At 61.3% G+C, this 6,266-nt stretch carries 4 protein-coding genes and 1 pseudogene; 3 read left to right on the forward strand and 2 right to left on the reverse strand.

All coding sequences use genetic code 11. The features are described 5' to 3' along the window. Positions 1–851: pseudogene (locus tag WBP53_RS07330) on the reverse strand (glutamine--fructose-6-phosphate transaminase (isomerizing)); the annotation flags it as partial. 394 nt (positions 852–1,245) lie between these two features. Here WBP53_RS07330 and WBP53_RS07335 point away from each other — a divergent pair. Further along, positions 1,246–2,646 carry a TIGR03013 family XrtA/PEP-CTERM system glycosyltransferase gene (locus tag WBP53_RS07335; protein WP_423927431.1) on the forward strand — a complete coding sequence of 467 codons (1,401 nt, stop codon included), beginning with the start codon at positions 1,246–1,248 and terminating at the stop codon, positions 2,644–2,646. 60 nt (positions 2,647–2,706) lie between these two features. Here the strand turns inward: WBP53_RS07335 and WBP53_RS07340 are convergent, their stop codons facing one another. Further along, positions 2,707–4,872, reverse strand: coding sequence for a hypothetical protein (locus WBP53_RS07340; RefSeq protein ID WP_423927433.1), 2,166 nt, complete (start codon positions 4,870–4,872; stop codon positions 2,707–2,709). Positions 4,873–5,352: 480 nt separating this feature from the next. Here WBP53_RS07340 and WBP53_RS07345 point away from each other — a divergent pair, with 480 nt between their 5' ends. Continuing rightward, the gene (locus tag WBP53_RS07345; RefSeq protein ID WP_423927435.1) at positions 5,353–5,616 is read left to right on the forward strand and encodes a phosphopantetheine-binding protein; all 264 of its coding nucleotides are present in this window, start codon (positions 5,353–5,355) and stop codon (positions 5,614–5,616) included. Beyond that, the coding region (locus WBP53_RS07350; protein WP_423927437.1) for an AMP-binding protein at positions 5,613–6,266 on the forward strand (654 nt) is incomplete at its 3' end. The genes WBP53_RS07345 and WBP53_RS07350, both read left to right, overlap by 4 nt.

The following is a 6,266-nucleotide window of genomic DNA, read 5'->3' on the forward strand; positions in this document are numbered from 1 at the left end:
ACGCCAAAGATGTTCGGCATGATGCGGTCGTTGGCGATGCGGCCTTCAAGCGTGTCGGCCACTGCTCGCGGCTGCTCGAAGATCTCCTTGAGCATGTAGTGACGGTACTCGCCGCGCTCCACCGCGTCGGCAGACAGCTCACTGGTATGCACGCGGCGAACGACAGCGTTACCTTCGGCGTCGAATACGTCTACCGAGGTTCGCGTGATCTCGACCAAGTCGCCTTCTTCGAGATAGCTGAACTGGTTGGTGACCTTGATCAGGGCCTGAACGTCCGAGCCGAGGAAATTCTCGCCAATGCCAATGCCGACCACGAGCGGACTGCCGCGGCGTGCGCCGATCACGCGTCCGGGTTCGTCGCGGCTCATCACGGCAATGGCGAATGCGCCTTCCAGACGCTTGATCGATGCCTGGGACGCTGCGCGAAGCGGCATGCCCTGCTTGCAATAGTGGTGGACCAGATGGGCGATGACTTCGGTATCGGTATCGGAGTCGAATTGGTAGCCCAATGCCTTCAGTTCGTTGCGAAGCGGCACGTGATTTTCGATGATGCCGTTGTGAACGACGCTGATCGACTCCACCGACAGGTGGGGGTGCGCGTTGGACTCGTTTGGGACGCCATGCGTGGCCCAGCGTGTATGCGCGATCCCGGTGTGGCCGGCCAACGGGTTGCTGGCGAGGCGTGCTTCCAGTTCGCGGACCTTGCCCACGGTTCGCGCGCGATTCAGAGCATCGCCACTGATGACGGACAGGCCGGCGGAGTCATAGCCGCGGTACTCAAGCGCCTTGAGGCCGGAAATCAGGATGGGTACGACATCACGTTCGGCCGCAGCGGCCACGATTCCACACATGAGGCATTCCAGTGTCGGGTTCGGGTAGGCGGGGCGTCAGCGCGCGCCCATCGCACAGGAACATAATAATAGACGGTTGCCACGTTGCTGTGCAGGCCCAGTGCTGTATCCACCCATGCAGGCCCGTTTCGACCACCTGAAATCGATCAAAGTCAGCCGGACCCCCGGATTCTCCAGGAGCGGGTCAGGCGTGCGCCAAGCAAGCATTCGCCCGACGCGATAGTATCCGCGCTCGGACCACCTGTTCGAGTGCCTTTTTGCACTCAAGTTGTCCGATGCCGTCAGGGGACTGGACCCGGGCGATTCTTGCGCCAGGTCAGTAACTTGGCGAAACAAGGTGTGTATCGCGGCTGAGGCGGAGCCGGCTCCGCGAGTGCCACTCCAGGGGGTTGGGATGTTTCATTTCTTGCGTCAACAAGGCACGCGATGGCTGTTGTTGCTGGCCCTCGCCGAGCTATTCGTGTTCATTGGCTCGCTGATGGCGGCCATGCATGTACGGTTCTGGGCCGAGCCGGAGTATCTGCAGGTTTTCTCGGCATCCTTCGAGATGCGTGCTTTCGTGTTCGGTCTGGTCATGGTGACCTCCCTGGCAGCCATCGGTTTGTACCAGCGCACCTTGCGCGACAACTGGTTGGGCTTGCTTGCGCGACAGACCATCGGTTTTGTCATGGGTGCCATTGCGGTCACCTTCGTGTTCTATCTGATCCCGCAGATTTTCATCGGCCGCGGCGTCATCGGCGTAGCGCTGCTGATCAGCTATCCGATCATCGCAGTGGGTCGCGCAGTCTTTCTCAGACTGGTCGACGTGAAGGCGCTGAAGCGTCGGGTTCTGGTTCTCGGATCGGGTAGAAAAGCCGGCAAAATCGTCCACAGGATGCGCCGACGTGTCGATCGCCGCGGTTTCGATGTCGTGGGATATCTGCCCGTACCTGGCGAGACACCGTCGGTCCCGGAGGAAGTCCGCTTCGACATGTCCGAATCCCTGTATGAGATTGCCTTGCGATTGCAGATCAATGAAGTCGTGATTGCCACCGAGGATCGTCGTGGCCAATTGCCCATGTCCGATTTGCTGGCCTGCAAGCAGGATGGCATTGCGATCACCAATCTGATCACTTTTTTCGAGCGCGAGCAGGGCAAGGTGAAACTGAGCCTGATCGACCCGTCCTGGCTCATATTCTCGAACGGGTTCGATGCGACGCCGTTGCGCAAGATGAGCAAGCGGATTTTTGACGTGAGCTCGACCGTGATCATGCTGATGCTCCTCTGGCCACTGATGCTGCTGACCGCGCTCGCCATCTGGATCGAGTCAGGGCCCGGCTCGCCTGTCCTCTATCGGCAGGAGCGAACCGGAGAGCGTGGCAAGCCATTCCAGCTGATCAAGTTCCGCAGCATGCGTACTGATGCGGAAAAGGACGGTGTCGCCCGCTGGGCCAGCGCCGAAGATGATCGCGTCACCCGAACAGGCCGGTTCATCCGCAAGGTCAGGCTCGATGAGTTGCCCCAGTTGTGGAACGTACTCAGGGGTGACATGAGCTTGATCGGGCCAAGGCCCGAACGCCCCCAGTTTGTTGCGGAGCTGGAGAAGAAGATCCAGTACTACGATTTGCGCCACTGCGTGAAACCTGGTCTCGCCGGTTGGGCGCAGCTCAACTATCCGTATGGTGCCGACGAGAAGGATGCCGCGGAGAAGCTCAAGTACGACCTTTTTTACGTGAAGAACCACAACTTCACACTGGACCTGATCATCCTGATCCAGACCTTCGAGGTGGTACTGTTCAGGCGCGGCGCACGCTGAAAAAAACGGTGATGCACTCGCGCGGCCACTTCGGCCGCGCGTGCCAAATCCGACTCCCGGTCAATCGAAATCGTTGGCGAATATCGCGTCGGCATTCTGGCGCCAGTGAATCAGCAGGTCTCGCAGCGCAATCGGCATGTTGTCCACGGCCGGCAGGCCGGTCTGGTCCTGTGTATTGACCCCGTGGCAACCCGCGCAGGCGCGCACTTCGCCCGGCTTGACCGAGATCCAGTAGCGCTCGCGCACAACCGGCGTACCGTCCGCCGAGGTGGATTGCCATGCAAGCGCGCGTTGCGCTGGCACGATCGCGGCAACCGATCCATCACTGGCAATTCGGACCGAGCCAGCTGGTGCGCCGGATTCCGCCGGGGGCATGAACTGCAAGGCCGCCGCCTCGTGCAATGGCTGGGCCAGTACCCGACGCCCATCGCTCTGTTGCGCGCTTCCGTTGAGGCCGCGGATCTGGTCACCCTGCAGAAACTGCATGTGGGTGATGTCATACAGCGTTCCGGCGTTCGCCACCGACTGCACGCCGCCAGGGACGCGCAGGTTGAACGGTTGCTGGCGATCAGCGCGGTCGCGCGTGGTCACATTGCGGCTGACGAGGACGCCGAGTCCACGTTGGGCGAGGAAATTGCTGAACTCCTGGTAGTCGACCTGCGCAGCGCTGAAGGCCTGGGCCTCCGGAGACTGCAGGGGCGGATCGACCGTGTCTGGAGGGACCGGCCTGCTGCGCACCTCGACCGGAGAAAGCTCCCAGAGTGGACCGTTGTAGCTGACCAGCACATCGGGATCCCACCAGGACACCGATTTGGTGATGCCGTTGGTCAGGGCGCCGTTCGGGTCGGCGCGGAAATAGGCCCCATCCGCGATCAGGCTATGCAGGCGGAATTTGTAGCGTGGATTCGGGTTCGGCCGGGTGCCGTCATTGGCTGCCTGGCGCGGTTCGGCAACCCAGGCCGCGAGCAACTGCCCGTCTGCCAACGGCAGGGGATTGCGATAGTGGCCGGTGAAATCGGCCGGCGGCGTACCCGAATGGAAATCCCGCGTGCTGCGAGGTGTTCTGAAACTGACCAGCATGGCATCGGGGTTGGTCGTGGGCGATCCGTTGATCGAGATGATCTGGCCCGAGGCATGGGTGTAGAACTCGGGCGCATCGATCGCGAAATAGCGACCGGGCGTGGTCGGATCTTCCGCAATCTGCAGCCAGTTTTCCACGGAATTCGCATTGTTGCGCGGCGGCGCGGCGCCGTAGATGTACTCGACCAGATTCGGGTCGTTGCGCAGGCTCTGGTTGAAATAGCTGAACAGCTCGTGGCGACCAATGTGGTTGAGGGTCTCCTCGGCGCTGCCATCCTGATTGAGTTGCCACGGGAAGAAATGGTTGATCCGGAATCCGTAGGTTGTGGCCGTGTTGTCCCGTGGCTCGGGGAACACTTCGGTCGCGCCTACGGTTGCCGCATTCGCTGACTCCGATACCCAGTTGAACGCGCCGTAGGTGCCGGCATCGGCTTGTTGATCACGCTGAAGGTGATCCCAGCGGGTGAAGATGATCCGGCCATAGCTGTCGACAATGGGCCTGAACGAACCCGAGGGCGAGTGCTGCAGCAGGCGCAGGCTGCCCGTCGCCGGATCGAGCTTCCACAGTCCGCTGGGACTCGGTGTGGATTCATATTCGTCCAGCTGCGGATACAGATGGCGCTCGCCATTGCGTGGGCGGTCACTGACGAAAATGATGCTGCCATCCGAGGCGTAGGCCGGCTCAACGTTGTTGGTGTCGGCCGGCTGGCCGGCCACCCGCGTGATCGATACCGACTGTCCGCTGCCGAAGCCGCTGATTTCGTAGAGCTGCCAGTAGCGTGTGATCCATTGGTACTGTTCGGTGGGCGCACCGATCACCATGCTGAAGAGTGCCTTGTTGCCGCTGAAGTGAATGGCGGGATCGCGCACGGCTATCGCATTCGCCGCTTGCTGGCCGGCGTTGCCGTATCCCGCCTCGGCGGTCAGGTTGCGCAGGTTGCCGTTCGGATAGCGAATCCACAGGTCACCACCACGGGCAGCGCTCTGCATGTCGGACATGTGGTTGGCGAATACCGAACCTATGGTTGCGAAATCCTGCGGGACCGGCACCTGGGTGACGAACAGGATCGGGTTTTGCAGATTGGGGGCAGCCCCGGCTGGTTGCGCGCAGCTCAAGACGACAAGAGTGGCGGCGAGCGCGAACATCAACCCTCGGCCTGCGCGGCGTGGGCTTGAGGTGATTCCTGGCGGTCTGGGCATGGTTGCGGTCATTTTGATTCCCTTTTCCCCTTTTTTTCGCTGAAAACCAGTCGGTGGGCCGCCGCCTGTCCGCACGCCGCTCTTTTTTACGCTGCCCTGGAGGACAACCAGTCCATCGCCGGCAGCGCGCCGTGATCTGCCCGCAGGCAGGTGTCGTGACGATTGCGCCACTTGATCAGCTTCTCCCTGACGCCCAGTGTCCCCCGGCTTCCGTTCATCTTTCAGTGAATGGAGTCACAGGCAGGGTCAGACCCCATGAGCCTGATGTGGACGGTCGCAGGCAGGCCATCCTGCACCTGGCGGAGCCCGCGAAACCCCATCGGCCGGGCGGCATGGTGTCGGCCGGTCCCGGTTCTGGCACACTTTCGCGCTCGAAAGGCGGTATTTCGCAGTCAACACCAGCAGTCAACGGATAGCAGAGTAGGTATGGAATCAACGGAAAAGCGCCTGCGCAACTTCATCAACGAGACCTTCCCGGTCGCGCTGGATGCCGAATTGACAGCAGAACAGAGCCTGTTCGACGCAGGAATTCTGGATTCCATAGGCGTTCTGGGCCTGATGAACTGGCTGGAACGGGAATTCGACATCATCGTTGACGACGACGATGTGATTCCGGAAAACATTGACGGCATTGGTCCGCTGGTGCGCTTCGTCGAAACCAAGCGTGCCGAGGCCGGCCTGGTCGAATGATCCGTTTCGAAGCGTGCCTGCGGCAAACGGCGGCGCGTACACCGGACAGGATTGCCCTGGTCAGCCAGGGCCAGCGGACTACCTACGCCGAACTGCACGATCAGGTCGAGCATTTTGCTGCCGGCCTTGTCCTTGGTCAGGGCTTCAAACGTGGCCAGCGTTGCATCCTGTTTCTGGACAATCGCCTCGAGAACGCCGTTGGCATCCTTGGCACCCTGCGCGCCGGCGGGGTCGTCAGTGTCATCAATCCAGGCACCAAGGCGGACAAACTTGCCTGGCTGCTGAACGATTGCGAAGCGACGATACTGGTCACCCAGGCATCGCACTTGCCTGTTGCGCGTCGCGCTGCAGCCGAAGTGCCAAGCCTGCGCCGGATCATCGTTGTCGATGGCGACGCAGACACCGAAATGATGCCCTGGACGCAGTTCATGGCGGACGCGTCATCGCTGTTGCCGGACACGCCACGCGGCATCGACATCGACCTCGCAATGCTGGTCTACACCTCGGGGTCCACGGGCCATCCAAAGGGCGTGATGATGACCCACCGCAACATGCTGTTCGCGGCGACGTCGGTGTCGGGCTATCTGACAATGCGTGCCGACGACGTGATTCTCAGCGTGTTGCCGCTGTCGTTTGACTATGGCCTGTAT

Source organism: Dokdonella sp. (assembly GCF_049593775.1).
Classification (GTDB): Bacteria; Pseudomonadota; Gammaproteobacteria; order Xanthomonadales; family Rhodanobacteraceae; genus Dokdonella.